At 40.6% G+C, this 16,146-nt stretch carries 17 protein-coding genes and 1 pseudogene; 12 read left to right on the forward strand and 6 right to left on the reverse strand.

Translation table 11 applies throughout. The features are described 5' to 3' along the window. The first annotated feature begins 429 nt into the window (after positions 1 to 429). From RMY00_RS32425 to RMY00_RS32460, 8 genes are all read left to right on the forward strand, one after another. Positions 430 to 570, forward strand: a complete 141-nt coding sequence (locus RMY00_RS32425) for a hypothetical protein (protein ID WP_322651473.1) — start codon at positions 430 to 432, stop codon at positions 568 to 570. After that, the gene (locus RMY00_RS32430) at positions 539 to 1,120 is read left to right on the forward strand and encodes a KaiA family protein (protein ID WP_322651474.1); all 582 of its coding nucleotides are present in this window, start codon (positions 539 to 541) and stop codon (positions 1,118 to 1,120) included. The genes RMY00_RS32425 and RMY00_RS32430 overlap by 32 nt, the downstream gene beginning before the upstream one ends. A gap of 104 nt (positions 1,121 to 1,224) precedes the next feature. Beyond that, on the forward strand, positions 1,225 to 1,545 hold the full coding sequence (gene kaiB / locus RMY00_RS32435; protein WP_322651475.1) for a circadian clock protein KaiB: 321 nt from the start codon (positions 1,225 to 1,227) through the stop codon (positions 1,543 to 1,545). Between the two features lie 250 nt (positions 1,546 to 1,795). Continuing rightward, on the forward strand, positions 1,796 to 3,358 hold the full coding sequence (kaiC, locus tag RMY00_RS32440; RefSeq protein WP_322651476.1) for a circadian clock protein KaiC: 1,563 nt from the start codon (positions 1,796 to 1,798) through the stop codon (positions 3,356 to 3,358). 103 nt (positions 3,359 to 3,461) lie between these two features. Further along, positions 3,462 to 5,696 (forward strand): TolC family protein, encoded by a 2,235-nt coding sequence (locus RMY00_RS32445; RefSeq protein WP_322651477.1) that lies wholly within the window; start codon positions 3,462 to 3,464, stop codon positions 5,694 to 5,696. A 348-nt stretch (positions 5,697 to 6,044) separates the two neighbouring features. After that, positions 6,045 to 6,422, forward strand: coding sequence for a hypothetical protein (locus RMY00_RS32450; protein WP_322651478.1), 378 nt, complete (start codon positions 6,045 to 6,047; stop codon positions 6,420 to 6,422). 247 nt (positions 6,423 to 6,669) lie between these two features. Then, entirely contained in the window at positions 6,670 to 7,179 is a 510-nt protein-coding gene (locus RMY00_RS32455; protein WP_322651479.1) for a hypothetical protein, read from the forward strand. Continuing rightward, entirely contained in the window at positions 7,180 to 7,344 is a 165-nt protein-coding gene (locus RMY00_RS32460; RefSeq protein WP_322651480.1) for a hypothetical protein, read from the forward strand. Between the two features lie 81 nt (positions 7,345 to 7,425). On the opposite strand, the pseudogene RMY00_RS32465 reads toward RMY00_RS32460, so the two are convergent. Continuing rightward, a pseudogene (locus RMY00_RS32465) lies at positions 7,426 to 8,968 on the reverse strand (group II intron reverse transcriptase/maturase). 578 nt (positions 8,969 to 9,546) lie between these two features. Here RMY00_RS32465 and RMY00_RS32470 point away from each other — a divergent pair. Beyond that, complete coding sequence (locus tag RMY00_RS32470; RefSeq protein ID WP_322651481.1) at positions 9,547 to 9,894, forward strand: GNAT family N-acetyltransferase; 348 nt, start codon at positions 9,547 to 9,549, stop codon at positions 9,892 to 9,894. 122 nt (positions 9,895 to 10,016) lie between these two features. Here RMY00_RS32470 and RMY00_RS32475 read toward each other — a convergent pair whose 3' ends face one another. Beyond that, positions 10,017 to 10,391, reverse strand: a complete 375-nt coding sequence (locus RMY00_RS32475) for a hypothetical protein (protein WP_322651482.1) — start codon at positions 10,389 to 10,391, stop codon at positions 10,017 to 10,019. An 8-nt stretch (positions 10,392 to 10,399) separates the two neighbouring features. After that, the gene (locus tag RMY00_RS32480) at positions 10,400 to 10,894 is read right to left on the reverse strand and encodes a hypothetical protein (protein ID WP_322651483.1); all 495 of its coding nucleotides are present in this window, start codon (positions 10,892 to 10,894) and stop codon (positions 10,400 to 10,402) included. A 426-nt stretch (positions 10,895 to 11,320) separates the two neighbouring features. Between RMY00_RS32480 and RMY00_RS32485 the strand changes: the two genes are divergently transcribed. The 3 genes from RMY00_RS32485 to RMY00_RS32495 all read left to right on the forward strand — a co-directional run bounded on the left by RMY00_RS32485 (position 11,321) and on the right by RMY00_RS32495 (position 13,297). Continuing rightward, positions 11,321 to 12,082, forward strand: a complete 762-nt coding sequence (locus RMY00_RS32485) for a hypothetical protein (protein ID WP_322651484.1) — start codon at positions 11,321 to 11,323, stop codon at positions 12,080 to 12,082. 99 nt (positions 12,083 to 12,181) lie between these two features. Then, positions 12,182 to 12,409 carry a hypothetical protein gene (locus RMY00_RS32490; protein ID WP_322651485.1) on the forward strand — a complete coding sequence of 76 codons (228 nt, stop codon included), beginning with the start codon at positions 12,182 to 12,184 and terminating at the stop codon, positions 12,407 to 12,409. 108 nt (positions 12,410 to 12,517) lie between these two features. Continuing rightward, positions 12,518 to 13,297, forward strand: coding sequence for a photosystem II S4 domain protein (locus RMY00_RS32495; RefSeq protein ID WP_322651486.1), 780 nt, complete (start codon positions 12,518 to 12,520; stop codon positions 13,295 to 13,297). A 74-nt stretch (positions 13,298 to 13,371) separates the two neighbouring features. On the opposite strand, the gene RMY00_RS32500 is transcribed toward RMY00_RS32495, so the two are convergent. The 3 genes from RMY00_RS32500 to RMY00_RS32510 all read right to left on the reverse strand — a co-directional run bounded on the left by RMY00_RS32500 (position 13,372) and on the right by RMY00_RS32510 (position 16,107). Continuing rightward, positions 13,372 to 14,148 carry an SDR family oxidoreductase gene (locus RMY00_RS32500; protein ID WP_322651487.1) on the reverse strand — a complete coding sequence of 259 codons (777 nt, stop codon included), beginning with the start codon at positions 14,146 to 14,148 and terminating at the stop codon, positions 13,372 to 13,374. Positions 14,149 to 14,327: 179 nt separating this feature from the next. After that, positions 14,328 to 14,882 carry a hypothetical protein gene (locus tag RMY00_RS32505; RefSeq protein ID WP_322651488.1) on the reverse strand — a complete coding sequence of 185 codons (555 nt, stop codon included), beginning with the start codon at positions 14,880 to 14,882 and terminating at the stop codon, positions 14,328 to 14,330. A 619-nt stretch (positions 14,883 to 15,501) separates the two neighbouring features. Next, positions 15,502 to 16,107 carry an exopolysaccharide biosynthesis protein gene (locus RMY00_RS32510; protein WP_322651489.1) on the reverse strand — a complete coding sequence of 202 codons (606 nt, stop codon included), beginning with the start codon at positions 16,105 to 16,107 and terminating at the stop codon, positions 15,502 to 15,504. Between the last annotated feature and the right edge of the window lie 39 nt (positions 16,108 to 16,146).

The raw sequence follows: 16,146 nt of genomic DNA on the forward strand, positions 1-16,146 counted from the left end.
TCTTACTGGTATTTAAACTCCTCATCGATAGCGACAGCTAAAACAATTATGGCCCCAAAGAATCGCTTTAGAACCTTGAGGAATTATAATGATTTAGAATGGGACAATCCTTTAAGTTCGTTTAAGTATCTTATCAAGGAGAAAAATCAAAAAATCTATCTATTTATATACATAAATATGCAAATAATAGATTAACTACTGTGTCTTGCTATGCCGACAAATACCTCATCATCAAAGACCTACTAAGTCTAATTACTCAGTTGCTGCACTAAGTTGTTGAGTGGCTAGGGGTCGCAAGGCGGAAGGCGGAAGTCAAAAGGCAAAAGTCAAAATTTTTGTATATCAAGGCTTTTGTAAGTTTTATAATGGTAGCTTGATTTACGCCACGCTTTATTAGCACTACCTGTTAACATAAAGCGTTGTTTTGGGGTGGAATCACCAGTTTACTGCACACCTAGTATTCCCTTAGAAGCGTTAGCCAAATTTCTCAGCCCACGTTTCTTGGTCATGGCGATCGAGGAGATAGATTTAAGAATAAATGTTATTACCGATATTGATTCTGCAACCTGATGTTAAGAAATGTTTAGATAATCTAGTTGATCTACACAACCAAAAAGGTTGGAACCGATGGCTGTGGAAAGTTATTGACACGATTATTGCCCAATTTTGCTATTTACCCCTTGTTGCAACTACCTCTGGAAAAATTAACTATTTACCCAATTTGCTGCAACAAAATTTAAATCAAGCATACACAGACAAATATATCTATGTATTTGCCAGTCACATCCAAAAAAGCCAACAGCTTTTCCAGGAGATGACTCCAGCAGAAAGACAAGGATTATTAAAACACCTTAAATCAGATTACAGCTTGATTCTTATAACCTATTTTACCACAGATAAAACGCTCAAAGAAAAAATTGATAAATTTATCAATACTATATTTTATGCGAATATTCCTGTGCCCCAAATCATTGAAATTCACATGGAGATAATTGAAGAATTTTCTAACCAGCTAAAATTAGAAGGAAGGAGCAACGAAGCATTACTTGATTATCGTCTAACGTTGATAGATATCCTGGCTCACCTATGCGAACTCTACAGAAGTTCGATTTCTAGATAAATTAAAGTTATCAATGTTGAACTTAGCACAAGCTACCTCTGTTAACCACCCACAATGTGTAAACAAATATTCTATTTATATTTTCATGACTAGCTTGCATGTATATGGATAAAGCCAGAAAAACCTACGTTCTCAAACTTTACGTAGCGGGGAATACCCCTAATTCAGTCCGGGCATTAAAAACACTCAAAAATATTTTAGAGCAGGAGTTTAAAGGGGTTTATGCTTTAAAAGTGATCGATGTACTTAAAAGCCCGCAACTGGCAGAAGAAGATAAAATATTGGCGACGCCAACATTATCTAAAATTTTGCCTCCACCCGTTCGCAAAATTATCGGGGATCTTTCAGATAGGGAGAGAGTATTGATTGGATTAGATTTGCTCTATGAAGAACTGAGTGAAGGAGATTTTGAAGAGGAAAATTAATGAAGGAGCCAGAATACAGAATACAGAATACAGAATTTTCTACCTATAAAAAGATAGAGTTTTAAGGCGAGAATATTTAATACTAGTTTCGTCATTATTGGACAAAAGTACTTACAGATGCTGTCTACGAGACGCGCAAGGAACGCGGTATCACCCAATCGTATAAACCAAATTCATACTGAATTCTGACTTCTGAGTTCTGAATTCTTTTTATAAAAAACAGTTTTTAATACCCTTTTGTTATCAAGCAATGAGTGAAACCGAGCAAGTAAAACCAAAAAACACACCAAAAATTGGGGGTGTAGAAAAAATTCGCACGATGATCGAAGGGTTTGACGATATTAGTCATGGTGGTTTACCAATTGGTAGAACTACCTTGATTAGTGGCACTTCCGGTACAGGCAAAACTTTATTCTCTCTTCAGTTTCTCTATAACGGCATTACCTACTTTGACGAACCAGGAGTATTTGTTACTTTTGAAGAATCACCCAGTGATATTATTAAAAATGCTCATGTTTTTGGGTGGAACCTGCCACGCCTAATTGAAGAAGGTAAGTTGTTTATTCTCGATGCATCTCCCGATCCTGAAGGGCAAGATATCGTTGGGAATTTTGACCTGTCTGCACTAATTGAGCGATTGCAATATGCGATTCGCAAATACAAAGCTAAACGAGTTTCAATCGACTCAATAACAGCAGTATTTCAGCAGTATGAAGCAATGGGAGTAGTCCGGCGTGAGATTTTCCGCCTAGTAGCTCGTCTTAAACTACTCAATGTCACCACTATTATTACAACTGAACGTAGTGAAGAATATGGCCCTGTCGCCTCTTTTGGAGTAGAAGAATTTGTTTCCGATAATGTAGTAATTGTTCGCAACGTTTTAGAAGGAGAACGCCGCCGTCGCACAACTGAAATTCTCAAGTTGCGCGGTACAACTCACATGAAAGGCGAGTATCCCTTCACGATTACTAATGAAGGAGTTAACATCTTCCCACTGGGAGCAATGCGCTTAACTCAACGATCTTCTAATATCAGGGTATCTTCTGGTGTAAAAACCTTAGATGAAATGTGCGGTGGTGGTTTCTTTAAAGATTCGATTATTTTGGCAACAGGAGCCACAGGGACTGGTAAAACCCTGTTAGTAAGTAAGTTTATTCAAGATGGCTGCCTGAATGGAGAACAAGCAATATTATTTGCTTACGAAGAATCACGCGCCCAACTATCTCGTAATGCTTCCTCTTGGGGAATTGATTTTGAAGAATTAGAAGATCAAGGTTTACTCAAAATAATTTGTACCTATCCCGAGTCAACTGGTTTAGAAGATCACTTACAAATTATAAAATCAGAAATTGCTGTATTTAAACCAGCCCGAATTGCTATTGACTCTTTATCAGCTTTAGCCAGAGGAGTCAGCAATAATGCATTTCGGCAGTTTGTAATTGGTGTGACGGGTTATGCTAAACAAGAAGAAATTACTGGTTTCTTTACCAACACAACTGATCAATTCCTGGGAGCGCATTCCATTACTGACTCTCATATTTCCACGATTACCGATACAATTTTGATGCTACAGTACGTAGAAATTCGTGGAGAAATGTCGCGGGCGATTAACGTATTTAAAATGAGAGGCTCTTGGCATGATAAGGGCATTCGTGAGTATAATATCACTGCTGACGGGCCCGATATCAAAGATTCTTTCCGAAACTACGAACGGATTATTAGCGGTGCTCCTACTCGCGTTAGTATCGATGAAAAGGCGGAACTTTCTCGCATTGTTAGACGTTTTGAAGACAAACAGAGTTCCGAACCCTAAATTTAGTATCGTAGTATATTCTCTCCTAAATTTAGTATCGTGCTATATTCTGTGGTGAAGAAAGGTTTTCTGCCGCTAGATTGATTTTCGTGTGAGGGATGCGGTGAAAGGACAGCAATTATTCCATAGCTTATTGCCTGGTGTGACAGCAGCAGTCTTAACAACTCAGCCAACTTGGGCTGGTACTGTAAAACTAACTGGGGTACAGCTGGCCTCTTCTCCTAGTGTTTTGACTTCTACTTATGGTCAAGACTTAGTTGGGGGCATTGTGAATACGCAACTGCATTACGGTGCAAATGTTAGTGTTCCAACCCTAGTACCTGCTTTCGGTTTCACTAAACTTAGTATGAAGCCTTTAAGTAATAACAGTATTCCAGTGTTTACGGCTGAAAATACTGTTGTGCCAATAAAACAAGTACTTAAGAAAGATAAAGGTAGATTTTTAAGTTTGACACCTACCTCTAATGCTTCTCAACGGCTTGCTGTCAGCCGTTATGCTCAAAATAACCAAAAAAACAGTAATTCAAGGGCTTATGGGCAGGAATCAAAGAGCATAGTAGTTCCCAACTACACTTCAAAACCCTTTTCTGTCCAAAAAGAAATTTTGTCCCTGTCTTCTGCACAGCAGCCAGTGGTTCAAAAGATAAATACTGTTACTCAGTCGCAGACATTTTTACAAACTTCAGCTACAGGTGTAGGGTCAGCAAAACTGTTGTCAGCGCAACAATGTCCACAGGAGTTAGAAAAAAGCAAATCAGCTGCTTTGCTAGTGATTTCAAATACCTGCTCACAACAAAATGCTGCTGGCTTACGCATTGCTCAGAGTAATGCCCCAATTCCAACAGATTCGACGCCAACTCCCAATGCACCGCAAACCGTAACTCCTGCGCCAGAGGGTTCAGTGCAACCTTCCACAGTGCCGGAAACCGTGATTCCTACGCCAGGGGGTTCGGTGCAACCTTCCACAGTACCGAGAACCATAACTCCTGCGCCGTCAGGGCCGGTGCAAATTCCACAGAACCTGATTCCTAGCTCAAATCCCCTGCAATTTCCCACCAAACCGGAGGAAGTGAGACTTCAGGCAAATCAGCCAATTACTTTGGCACAGGCTTTGGAGCTAGCACGGCGCAATAATCGGGATTTACAGGTGTCTTTATTAGAGCTAGAACGCAATCGAGCGGTTCTACGCGAGGCGCAAGCTGCTTTATTACCCACTCTGGGAGTTAGCACGGATATTACTCGTAGTCAGTCTGCTAGTGGTCAGCTTCAAGACGAATTAAACGGGCAAAATCCGTTCGCCGTTCAGCAAGATAAACCCAGTACATCTTTTTCTGGTCAAGCACAACTTTCATATAACATTTATACTTCTGGGAGAGTACAAGCTAATATCAGAGCGGCTGAAGAACAGTTACGTTACTATGAGTTTGCTGTAGAAACTCAGTCTGAGACAATCCGTCTGAATGTTGCCACTGACTACTACAATCTGCAACAAGCGGATGAACAAGTACGCATTAGCCAGTCTGCTGTGGTGAACTCTGAGGCTAGTTTGCGTGATGCAGAAGCTTTAGAGCGAGCTGGGGTTGGTACGCGATTTGATGTGTTGCGATCGCAGGTGAATTTAGCAAATGCCCAACAAAATTTGACTAATGCTAGATCGCAGCAGGCAATAGCCCGTCGTCAATTAGCAACTCGGATAAGTTTACCGCAGGCGGTAAATATCAGTGCAGCCGATCCTGTACAGTTAGCTGGTCTTTGGAACCCAACGCTAGAACAAAGTATTGTGCTGGCTTATCAAAATCGTCCAGAATTGCAACAGCAGCTAGCACAACGCAATACTTATGAGCAACAGCGTAGGCAAGCCCTTGCGGAGCTAGGCCCTCAAATTAGCTTGGTAGGTACTTACGATCTACTAGATCAGTTCAATGATAATGCCAGTATTACTGATGGTTATTCATTCGGAGTTAGGGCAACCCTAAATGTGTTTGATGGAGGAGCCGCAAGAGCAAGGGCAGCTCAGTCTAGAGCTAATATTGCGATCGCAGAAACTCAATTTGCCGAACAGCGCAACCAAATTCGTTTTCAGGTAGAACAAGCCTATTCTACCCAGCAATCTAGTTTGGCGAATGTTCAAACCGCTAATACCGCTTTAGAACAAGCTAGAGAAGCTCTACGTTTAGCGCGTTTGCGATTCCAAGCTGGTGTAGGTACTCAAACTGATGTCATTAACTCTGAAAACGACCTCACACAAGCTGAAGGTAATCGAGTTACAGCAATTTTGGATTACAACCGTGCTTTAGCTCAGTTACAACGGTCTGTTACCCTCAGAGCATTACGCTAGTGCCCCTTTGGGGAAGTCAAAAGTCAAAAGTCACCCATGCTTTAATTTTGAGCTTTCTGGCTGTAATGAAATGGTGAGGCAGTCCGGTCTTGGGGGTTCCCCTCATGAGGAACTGCCGTTAGCGCAGCGTTAGCGAGCCTGCGAGCGTCACCCGAAGGGTAAGTTTATTTCCGCCAACCTGAACTAGTACTGTTGACTTATCTTTCAATTAAAAATTCTAAAAGCCTCATTATTCAATAATTACATTGAATAATGAGGCTTTTTGCTAAAAAAACGTATTTGTAACAGCAATTTTGTGAAATGATGTAGCATAACTGAGTGTCCGATAGCTCGCCTTGTCAAAGACTCATGACTAAAGTAACATCTCAAGAAATTGCACAGTTTCGCTCTCAATTGGCAGAAGATCCCAGCGATATGGAAGCGCTGGATTTGATTGAAGACTGTGATGGAGATTTAGAAGATGCGGCGATGACGCTAGCTATCCGAGCAGGACAACAACCAGAAAGAGCAAATTCCGAGTGGTTAGATGCTTTGGCTAGAAAATGGCGTGTGGTAATTTGCGAACAAGAATATCGGGAAGATTTGCTTAATAGTTCACCTCAAAAGATGATGGAACATCTAAAAGCAATGCCAACGTTTCCTAAAATTTTGGCAACACCAGTTTTGATTTATGTCCTCAAGCAAGGCGTGAACAATTTTTGTGAGCCACTAGATTCGCTAAAGTAATCGGATGGTACATTTAACTTGGGCGATGCCTGCGGCAGGCTACGCGCTTTGCTGTTGAGTTTAATACAGACTTAACCCCCAACTCCTTGCCTGCTAGAGGAGTAAAAATAAAAGCCTCTCCAAACTCCTGTACAGACGCGATTAATCGCGTCTGTACTCCTAACTTCTAACCAATGCAAGATGATTCGACCAGGACTGATACGCTGTTAATTAAGGCAAAACTTCTATTAGACAAATTGTAAAATCAATGAATTACCTTGTTGCCGTATTACCAGACCGTATTCAAGCCGAAGCTGCTTACTTAGCTTTAGAAGAACAAGGCATAAACAGCACTATCCTGGGAAAAGGATATAAAACAGCTGACGAGTTTGGCTTAATTGACCCTAAAGACCAAGCCAAAAAGCAAGCGCAACTGATGGCAACCTGGCTGATACCATTCGGATTTTTTGCAGGTTTTACATTCAGCCTGATTACTGGTTTAGATACTTTTGCCTGGGCGGGTGAAGTTGGCAATCACATCGTTGGCGGACTGCTGGGTGCTGCTAGTGGTGCTCTGGGTGGTGTAGTGGTCGGTGGCGGAGTCGGTTTACTTGTAGGTGGTGGTGATGCTTTACCTTATCGCAACCGTTTAGATGCAGGTAAATATTTAGTTGCCGTTCAAGGTTCTGAAACTCTCACTCGACAAGCAACCCGAATATTACGTCAGTTTGATCCAGAAAATATCCAAGGTTATGCTGACACAAATACTGTGTATTGAATGAATCATAATTTACACATCACGACACAGCGACTTGAGTTACTTCCCTGTTCTTTGGAAGTGGCGCAAGCCGTTGTGACAAGAAATAAACCTCAAGTAGAGAGGCTTTTGGAGGTAAGAGTTCCTGATGATTGGTATGGATCTGAGGTGTTGGATATTTGGTAGAGTCGATGCCCGGTATTACCCGGGGCACCTCTCTGTTAAATCTGGGCGTGCAACTTTCATCGCACCCAGCTTCCGATGTTCTCAGCTTGCGCTTTTGCTCATGTGTTTGTAATCGTGGCAACTCTCATGAATTGCTTCAAGATTATTTTTCTTCCAGTTGGCATGATTTCCGTCGATGTGATGCAGATGAATCCGTTCTTCATCAATGAACTTTAAGCCGCAGGATGCACATTTATGGTTTTGCTTCTTAAGGGCTTTAGAGGTTTCGCCGTCGTAGAGCTTACTATTACGTTCACTCCAGTAGGCTGTGTCTCCGTCGTAAGGTGATTTAGTTCCTTTGACAGAAGTGTGTTTGTTTTCGGAGTAAGAAACCTTTGGGAATGCTTTGTCTAGTAGTTTCTTGCTAGAGTAGCGGTTTTTGCTTGGTTTCCTTGTTGAATACCGTGTAGGCTCTTTTTTGGATGTGGTACAGGGAATTCCTGGAGCCGTTCATCTTACAGAACTTATGGTACTTTCTCCAACCTCTAACTATCGGTGCTAGTTTCTCAGCCTTTGTGGTAGCACCATAATTCGAGTTGTTGACGATGTGTTTTACTTTCTTACGGAATGCTTTAAAGTTGTCCACTGAGGGAGTACTTCTAAGCTTTCCGTTCTTCTGGACTTTAAAGTGCCAGCCGAGGAAATCAAACCCATCTGTCGCGGCGGTAACTTTGGTCTTCTTTTGGCTTACATTCATTCCGCGTTTGCGAAGGAACTCGCTGATTCTTCCAAGTATCTCTATTGCGTTATCTTTGGGTCGGAGTATAATAACCATGTCATCCGCGTATCGGATTGATGGTTCATTGATTCGCCCGTTGGCTCTGTATCGGTGGATACTCTCTATCCCGTTGAGTGCGATGTTAGCTAGTAGCGGACTCACTACTCCCCCTTGAGGTGTACCCTGTTCGGGGAATTCTGGGTTCACTCCTAGCTTAAGGCATCGGAAGATACCGAGTTTTAAGCCTTTGGGTGCAATGAGTTCGTCCATTATTGCTGAGTGGTTAATCCGGTCGAAGCACTTCTCAATATCGAGTTCTATTACTCGTTTTTCTATTCCGTTGGCTCCCGAGTTGAGGTTGTTATAGATGTACTTCTGTGCATCGTGGGCAGAGCGCCCAGTTCTAAACCCGTAACTCCTAGCGTGGAAGGTTGCTTCGTGGGCGGCTTCCAGAGCATATTTTGCTAGGCATTGCCAAGCTCTATCCGCTATGGTAGGTATTTTAAGCATTCTGGTAGTCCCGTCCTTTTTGGGGATGGGGATTTCCCGTAGTCCTTGATGCTTCCAATTTCCACTATTCATTTTCAGTAGTTCTTCAAGGTTGAAGCGTTCTTCAAATGAGAGGGATTTCTTACCATCAATACCAGCCGTCTTTTTGCCAGCGTTTAGCTGAGATACCTGTCTTATTGCAAGAAATCGAGCCGAGGTGGATTTTAGAATAAGCTTTTGGAGTGACCTAGCTTTCCGCTTGTCTCCAACTTGAACAGCTTTAAATACGCGCTTTTGAAGGCGGAAAAGATTTTGGCGGAATTTCTTCCACGGTAAGGCTTTCCAAGATTCACTAGTATGTTTACTGTGTCTAATCATTTTCTCTTCTAGAGTTTGTATTTTCTGAACACCTCAGACCAATTACGGTCTGTCCTACCCGACTTGCGAGAGTTCCGCTTCTCGTCTAGCCTACTTGGGGTTCGACTGCCCCAGGACTCACAAATCGTTTTTATTCGTTCCCTCGGAGAGATTGATGGTTCCGTTAGATGTAGCCAATTTGACCACTGGATTCCCTAGACTCTTGCCACTATTTCAGAATTATGTGGCGGGAATTAATTTCTCCAGTCAAGTCAGGGTTTTTTGTGTTGCGCCCTGCTCCATACTAGGTCACTTTTCTAGGCTCTTTTTCATCGTAGGAACCCCCTGTTGGCGCCAGTGTCAACCCGCAACGGCTGTCTGATTGCGCCCTGTTCCCAGCTTCACTCTACAAGAACCGAGCTTGTTCGGTGTGGGCAGTTAAGGAGTCAATTCTGAGTTTGAATGGTAGGGCTTTCACCTACATCAAACCGAGAGTTCAGCCTTAATGTCAGTAATCTGCTGACGGGCTGGATTAGTTATTTACGGGCTGATTACCGTGATTCACTAACCAACGAATCGCACTCCCAATGTATGCTCAGATGCTAATAGACGATCCTTCCCAGTTGGGTTGGGGTGTATGGCTAATGATTCACATTGCCGATTCTACTTTAATTGGCGATTTGGGTTTCCTTGGCAAACCCGATCGCATAGGAACTGTAAAAATGGGTTATGAAGTGCTATCAGCTTATCGCCAGCAGGGATTTGCTTTTGAAGCAGTAGAAGCACTGGTGAATTTTGCCTTTACTCAGCCAGAACTTAAAAGAATTATCGCTCATTCTCCAGAGGATCATGTTGCCTCTATTCGCATTTTAGAAAAACTGGAAATGCAACAAATTGCTAAGGATGAAAACCTGCTGGAATGGGAATTAAAGTTAGAATCAAGATAGTTTTAAAAAGGGGAATGAGGCATTGGTAAAGATAAATGGCTAATGACTAATTCATAATTTTTAAGAATATTTCCACGAAAAGAACTTTTAATTTGTAGCCCACTCATCTTTATTAGGATGAATTACGGCGTGGGTGAAGGATTTGGATGTTTTCCTGCGTAGTAGACAACAACTTTCAACTGTTCTTGATCAGGAACATAAAATACTCTGTCCCCTTTTGTCACCTCATATTCCCATGCCCCTTTGTAGGGTTTGCCCTTTAAAGGGAAAACACGCCCAGGTTGTCTGGCGGTTGGTGCAGTACATAAATCCTTGTAACAACGACGTGTGTTTTCTGGGTAGCGCTGCATTAAAGCTTCCCAGTCCCGATTCACCCGACGATTTTTAGCTACCACCAACCAAGTGCTTTCTATCTCAGATAATGCTGGAGCCGTCAGTTTAACGAATGGCGGCTCCACATTCTCCACTATTGGATTTTCTTGTTGGTTATCTGACATACTCTCATTCAAACAGTACTCTGACTAGATGGCGGCTTTAATGGTACTTCATCAGTCTCGGCACTAAAAGCATCTGCCAGTTCAGGACTAGCGATCGCTACGGCGCTCTCATGCCATTCATGGATGATCGCGTCAATTATCTCCCATGCTGTAGTTGAGGAATCTATCAACCGAAAAGCCTCACTCAGCTCGTTTATAAAGTGTTGCAAATCATCTTCTTCAAACACACTCAGCCATCCATAAGGATGTTCAAAACCGATTTCCTTTTCCAGCAACAAAGAGAAGGCGACAGTTAATGCCTCAACAACAGCTTTACTTTGTGTTGCTGCCTTTACGAGAAAAGTCACTTCCTCCCGGCGCAACAAGGCAAAAGACTGATCGTTGCGAGTAATTGTCACTGGACGTTCTAAAGCTTTGTCCAGAACTCGCCCAGGCTGACGATTCAACTCAGTGGCTGTAATTAACTCATCTGAGTAGATATTGCCGAAAGTCCCGATAGACATAGGTTATGCGTTTTTAGTCAACGCCGATTTAAGAAAATTATTAGTCCATACGTATAATTGTACGTACTATTCATCAGGGGTCAATAGGAATTAAAACTCTAGTTGCTGGAACTATCAAAAGAAAAGCATGAGAGATTTTTAGATTAGAGAAAATGCCATGTTATAGTTCAACATCAGTCAGCAATAACTAAGCGGGGAAGTGAAAAGATTCGTGTATTTGAGTTTCGTGGCTCTCTTGATTTGTTTTCAACTTAGGCTGTTATACCAGATGACTTGTTACAAATGCTAAACCAGTATAAGCCACAAATTGTTCATTTTAGTGGGTATGGAAATGAGCAAGGATAAATTATTCTTGCAAATAAAAATGGCAAATCTAAGCCAGTTAGTAAACAGACCATTGTTTAACAATCTAAAAAAAGCCACCTTATGAAAAAAATTAATGCTTTCAAAAAACAAATAGAAGATTATTGGATGAATGGCTTTAAGGAAGAATATGAAATTGAAAATCTAATCTGCGAAGATACTGATTTTCAAGACTTCCATCACAAAATGGGAGAAATTAATAACCCAGATGATTTCTGGAATTTTTACTTTAAATTAAAGAGAAATAATGATTTTATACTCAGTAAAAATCTAACTATATTTCAACGCACCAAGGCGACCCAGTTTTTTATTCTCTATTGTGGAGATGCTGCTATGCATTGGTTTTTTGTACAAGCTATTGATGCTTTGGAACATGATTTATATATTCCTGCGTGTTCAACCATACTAAATGGGATTGAGGCTTCTTTAAGAATAACAATACACCAACTCGAAAAGTCTGAGGATATTTCTAACCTCTCTTGTTATCAAGTCTTAAGCAACCCTTTAATATCAAAGGCAAAAGATTTTGGGCTTCCTACGCAAGCACTTATCTTGCCCAATGAAATTGATTTTGAAAGCAAACTTACATCAAGAAAAGCCAACCGGATTAATGTAGAGATTGTCAGAATCAGAAATAATATTTGTCATGGAAATCTTACAGAGTATATAAATACAATATTGGGCAAAGAAAATGCTATTTTAACACCTGAATGCCTTCGAGAATTAGCTCTTGATCTTGTCAATGTGTCAAGAGTATGGATATATTATTTGGGGATGTTTCGTATAGATAAATTATTGCATGGACATCTTCGTTCTGGACTTTAGACTGAAATAAATTAAAAGTAGGATGGTAGTAGGTAGCAGTGAAGAACATGGGTAAAAAAAGAAGGCAGGGAGCAAAAATAGGGGGATTGAGGAGATACGATGCTATCTCGTGCATTACCCCGGCATTGGTATTTGTTTAAGATTGCTGCTAGTGCTGATGGGATATCCACAATCCAAGTTTTATGCTTGCCTTTGGTAGTAGACTTGCGAAAAGTAATAGCATCAGATTTGATATCAGTCGTCTGGAGTGCTAGTGCTTCTGATACTCGACAACCAGTGAACACGCAAATCCCAAACAGAGCGCGATGGCGCAAGCACCCGCCGTAGGCGATCGCGTCGGCTAAGTAATGCCTCTGTCAGTAATCGCTTTAGAAAGTTAGAATCAAGATAGTTATAGCAGCTTAATTCTCAATTCATAACTCATAATTTTTAAGAATGTTGCCAAGAGAAGAACTTTTAAAAGGTGTTGAAAATAGAGATAGTGTAGCTCGTGTAATTGATCAAGCAGAGCAAGCCATCAAAACTTGGGAAGTGATTTTGACTGATTTTCTATCTCCGCCAGAATTGGCAGAAATTCAACGGGTGTTTAACCGATTAACAGAAGTGCAGTTAGCTGCGTGGGGCGGATATCCGCAAGCTGAACGCCAAAGAATAGCGATCGCTCGTTCAGAACTTCCCTTAGATCAATCTCAAGTTAGCCTTGTAGCTGTAGAAATTGCTGGTAATTTCCTGTTTGATACCGCCTCTCACCGCGACTTTTTAGGCGCAATGTTGGGAACGGGAATTGTTCGTGAAAAGACAGGAGATATTATTGTCTTGGGAGAACGGGGGGCCCAGGCAATTGTTACGCCGGAGTTGGTGGAATTTTTGGAATTGAATCTTAAACAGGTGCGATCGGTTCCTGTGAAAACTCAGCGAATTGAGGTAAGTGAATTAAGGGTTAGGGAACCAAAGAAAAAAGAATTAACTACTGTAGAGGCTTCTTTGCGGTTAGATGCGATCGCATCTGCTGGTTTTGGCATGTCCCGCAGCAAAATGGTTGATTTTATTGATGCTGGTGATGTGCGCGTCAATTGGAAGGAAGTTACTCAAGCTAGTTCTCAAGTCAAATCAGGCGACTTAATCGCCATTCGCTCTAAAGGACGTTTAGAAGTTGGGGAAATCGCCGTTACAAAAAAAGACCGTTACCGAGTTCAATTAACAAGGTATATCTAAATAAGTTAGGAGTGAAAAGTTAGGATTTTTAAATTACACGCTTTCATTAACTTCTAACTCCTAAATAAATATACTTAGGCTTTAAAGTGTTTTGCTAACATATTCAACAAAAGTTTGCGCGGTACAAGTCGAGATAATTTGCTTCTAATTTGAGTAATACTATCAGAGCTAATAACAGTTGGATAGCCTTTTTCTAAAGCGTCTAACGATTCCCAAACAACTTTTTCGGAAGAATACACTTTATCTGTAATGCTTGCTAGCGCTGGAGGAAAATGAGCTTCTGCAAAAAAGTTCGTTTCTATTGGCCCTGGACAAGTGACCAAAATACGGACACCATATTGACGATTTTCTGCCCATAGTGCTTCACTAAAGCTGAGAATAAAAGCTTTACTAGCAGCATAAACAGAAAGGTATGGTATCGGTTGAAATGCGGTAATAGAGGATACGTTAATAATACTTCCAGAACGACGTTGGCGCATCAATGGGAGAAATTTGTGGGTTAAATCTACCAATGCCAAAATGTTTAATTGTACAATTTTGACTTGTCTTTCTCCATCACCTTCAGCAAAGTCCCCATAGTAACCAAAACCAGCATTGTTGATTAATAAGTCAATAGTTAATCCCTTTTCTTTAGTAGCATCAAATATAGCTGCTGCTGCATTAGCTTCTGTGAGGTCTTTAACTATAACCTCTACTTGAATTTCGTGTTGTTCTTCTAGTTCTTTAGCTAATTGGCTTAGTTTCTCTTGGGAACGAGCAACGAGTACAAGATTGGTCTTGCGTGCAGCTAGTTCTTGGGCAAAAGCTTTACCAATACCACTAGAAGCACCAGTAATTAAAGCAGTTGGCATTCTACATATTCAGATAGTTTTTAAGCACCATCATAATTTTAGTGATGTTGGCTAAAAGTTTTAACTACCCAAAGTGATATACCTAAAAGCTGAAAAGCCCTATTTAGTAATGAAGTGAGGGACATGACCAAAATCATAATTTTTCTCATGGCGATTCCGATTCAAAATGAAATTGTTAATCACCATTTTTCAGACCAGTAAATAATTTCTGAGGCGGAAGTATTAATAGCGACGCCGTAGCTATTTCCATGATTCCACTTGAAGCCAGGTCTACCTTTATCCTCTGTATTTAATACCAATATTTCATAGTTAGGTGGAAAAGATTCTGTATGAGAGCCACTAGTGTAGAAAAAAGTTGTCGGCACACCATTAGGTTGATTTATGTGATCGTTTGTGTTACCACCCCTATATTTGTGCTTGGCACTACTTCTGTATTGTGAAAGTAGTTTTTCTATCTTGTTTGGTGGCTGTTTCAGCCTAATTTGAAAAAAACTACTTCCTTGCAATTCGGGAGAGTAAGCAATGCGAACATCTTTGGCATCAGTGGGAATCTGATTAGGAAAATGTTTTACTTGGTCATTATCAGACCATAGTTGATTACGAATTTCTTGGTAGCGTGATGTATCGGTTATTATTTTAGGTTCCTTAGTACTGTTAAAAGTTGTTCTCAGAAAAAAGCTTCCCCCGACAATACTAAAACTAGCAAGGGCTAATAGAAACTGCGATCGCTTCATCAAGTTGGGTACGTTTAACTTTCATAGCTATATACCCAACTAATAAACTAAATTCGTACTATTGCGGATATAGGCTCAAAGATATTAACAGAAACTTTGCGTATCCAAGGGAAATTTCGGGTAATTGTAAAATTACTATGAAGTTGAGCAATAATTACCTAGTTAAAAACCGTAGGTTATCCTCGATGATATCAGTACTACTTTTGTATCTAACGAAATTAATTCTACAGCTATCTATTTTTTTCAATTCTTCCTGATGCAGTAATAACTAAGGCGGATATATAGATAGTAGATGCACCTTAATTAAATCACAGCCCTCAGCTTTTAGTTGGGGGCTTTTTTTATTATTGACATTTTTTGATTTTAAATTCAAATAATTTTTTGCAAAGTTAAATTTTCCCGGATATGACAATCAATAAAGCGGATATCTAAATGGTAGATGCACCTTAATTAAATCACAGCCCTCAGCTTTTAGTTGAAGGCTTTTTTATTGCTGATATTTTTGAATATAAGAATAAAGGTTTAATTTTCCCGGATATGGCAATCAATAAAGTGGATTAATAAATGGTAGATGCACCCTAATAAATTACAGCCTTCAGCCTAAAGTTGGGGGCTTTTATTATTTAAATATAGATGGCAGCAAACTAGGAGCTAACCATACTGCATAACCCATAAATCCAAAGAACAAGGTAATTAGGATAGTAATACCGTAGCTGATGCAAATTAATAAACCATCAGATTCGATGGTGGCAACAGTCAAAAGTAAAATACCTACAGTGGGGATAGGATTTGTAAAAGGAATTGGTAATATTAGTAATACTGTTAAAAAAGAGATACAAAGCCCATTAATTCGCCAAATCACAGGACTATGGGCTATTTTTGCCAATCGAGGACGGGCGATTTTCTGTAATACTTTGGTAAGACGTCCCAAATTTTGCAAAAGTAACTGGGCAAAGGGACGAGGAAATTTATAGTTAGCAATTCTTTTCGGTAGCCAAGGCGATCGCCTCCCTAAAACCATTTGCACTGACAACAGTAAACAAGCACCACCAAACGGCCCAGTTAATCCCGGTGGCATAGGAAATAAAAAAGGCAAAATTAATAATGTAATTACTAGGCAGAACCCCCGTTCTGAGGTTTCTGCCAAAATATCACCTAGAGTTAACGGTTGTTCAGCTAGGCGTTGCAACAAGGACTTTATATCTTGAGAAAATCTCAGATGCATTTGGTGCAAGTTCCCACATTTTTAGTAGAGGGAGATGAG

Origin of the sequence: Nostoc sp. ChiVER01, assembly GCF_034531155.1 — a bacterium.
Classification (GTDB): domain Bacteria; phylum Cyanobacteriota; class Cyanobacteriia; order Cyanobacteriales; family Nostocaceae; genus Nostoc.